Annotated in this window: 1 protein-coding gene; it reads right to left on the bottom strand. The window is 63.7% G+C overall.

The features are described 5' to 3' along the window. Positions 1–12 precede the first annotated feature (12 nt). Positions 13–2023, bottom strand: a 2011-nt coding sequence (locus tag ESY88_RS20535; protein WP_147088567.1) for a T9SS type B sorting domain-containing protein, incomplete at its 5' end; no start/stop codon positions are given.

The raw sequence follows: 2023 nt of genomic DNA, 5'->3' as shown, positions 1-2023 counted from the left end.
AATTCATGTCTGTTATCGTTTCAGTGTGAAATGGGCTTTAAACTCTCTTGTTGTCTGTGCTTGCTGTTCCTGGTACTCGACCACGAACCAGTAGTCGCTGGTGGGCACCTGGCCGCCGTTGTAGGTGCCGTCCCATCCCCTGCCGCTGGGGCTGATCTGCTTGAGCAGCTTCCCGTAGCGGTCAAAGATATAAATTTTTGCGTTCTGTAGGCCATCGATCCCCACAATGTTCCAGGTGTCGTTGTAACCGTCGCCGTTGGGCGTGAAGAACGAGGGGTAGTCCACCACCATGACCGCCGCGGTGGCAAGCCCGCAGCCGTTGCGGTCCCTGGCCCTGACCTCATGTGCCCCCGGGGAGACGCCATCGAAAATCCCGGATGCCTGCCAAGGGCCACCGTCAAGGCTGTACTCGTAGTCGCCTATGCCCTCGGTTTCTGCCGAGACCGTATGCAGGTCCGCAAATGCCCCTGAGGTCACGCTGGCCGTTATCGCAGGCGGACCGCTCTCCACCACCTCGGCGCTGGCCGTGCTCCCGCAGGCCGTCACAGCGGAGCTGGAGACATCGGTCACCGTGACGCCATAGCTGCCGCTCTGGGTGGCGGTGTGGCTCCCCTGCCCCGCTCCCGCGATCTCTGCCCCGTCAAGGGTCCAGACGAACGTGTACTGTGGGGCGCTGAGCCCCGTGTCCAATACCGGTGCATCGAGCACCTCGCTGCCGTTGGTGCCCACGCAGAGGGTATAATATTCTTCCAGGGCGACCACGGGCAATGGGTTCACGCGAAGGGTAAGCGCCGCCACGGCATGGCAGATGGAACTGTCGCCGCCATCGGCACGCGGGGTGTCGTTGTCCACACGGGCCCAGACCACCTGTGGGTTCCCGAGGTTCTCGTAGAGCAATGGCAATGGGTCTTCGCCTAGCTCCGCAGCGGCTTCACTCACATAATAGCTCACGCTGTAGTTCATTGGGTCCTGGCCGTCAAGGATCCCGCCGTCCTGGCTGGCCAGGTCGAACTGGGCGCTGTCGTTGGACGGGTCCCCGTCGGTCTCGATCCCGTCGTCACAGACCTCATAGAGGATGTCCCCCAGGTCGGGGTTGGCCCGTGCGCCCTCCTGCACCTCGATCTCGAAGCTCGGCGTGCTCACGGAGCAGCCGGTGGCGCTGTTGGTGATGGCCACATAGATGCGCTGTGGGTTGGCAATGTTGGTGTAAGGGCTCAAAAGGCTTCCCGAAAGCGCATCGGCATCGGCCTGGCTCGCGTGGTAGCTCACGGTGAATGCTGCCGGGTCCTGCCCGTCCAGCACTTCCCCGTCCTTGGAACCGAGATCGAACTGGCCGATCCCGTCGCTGTCCAATTCACAGAGGATGAAGTCTTCCAGCGCCACTGCCTTGGGAAGCGGGTCCACCCTGACCGTGAAGTCCACGGTGCTGTGGCATCCCGTGATGTCGTTGGTCACCCGCACATAGATGGTCTGTGGGGTGGCGCTGTTCTCATAGCCACCCGGGTCGGCTATCGCGGCTGTGCCGCTCTCTGCCTCCTGCAGTGTCTCATGGTAGGTCGCGGTCACACCGTCCTCGCCGTTGAGCAAGAGCACCTCGTTCTCTGTGAGGTCGAAGGACTCTGCCATGTCCCCGGGGGCGGTGTCGTCGCAGAGCACCAGTCCCGGTAGCTCAGTGGTGGGCGTCGGGTTGGGCAGCACCCTGATGGTAAGTGTGGTGATGTCCCTGCAGCCGGTGTCGGTGTCGGTGACCACGGCATAGAGGGTCTGCGGGTTGGCCTGGTTGCCGCCCACCGCGGTGTTGGTGTAGGCCTGGGCGTCCACCGCGCCCTGTCCGGCCTGGGCGTCGGCCAGGGTCTCGTGATAGGTGACGGCCCAGCTGCCCTGCCCACCCGTGATCTCGCTGTCCCTGACGCTGAGGTCGAAGACGGTCACTCCATCGGCAACCCCGTCGTCACAGAGCTGCAGCGGCGCTGGCAGCACCGCCACCGGTGGCAGGTCCACGCGGATCTCGAAGCTGCCGGTG

This window comes from Subsaximicrobium wynnwilliamsii (genome assembly GCF_007997225.1).
Lineage (GTDB): Bacteria > Bacteroidota > Bacteroidia > Flavobacteriales > Flavobacteriaceae > Psychroserpens > Psychroserpens wynnwilliamsii.
This window is presented reverse-complemented; position numbering and strand designations above follow the sequence as displayed.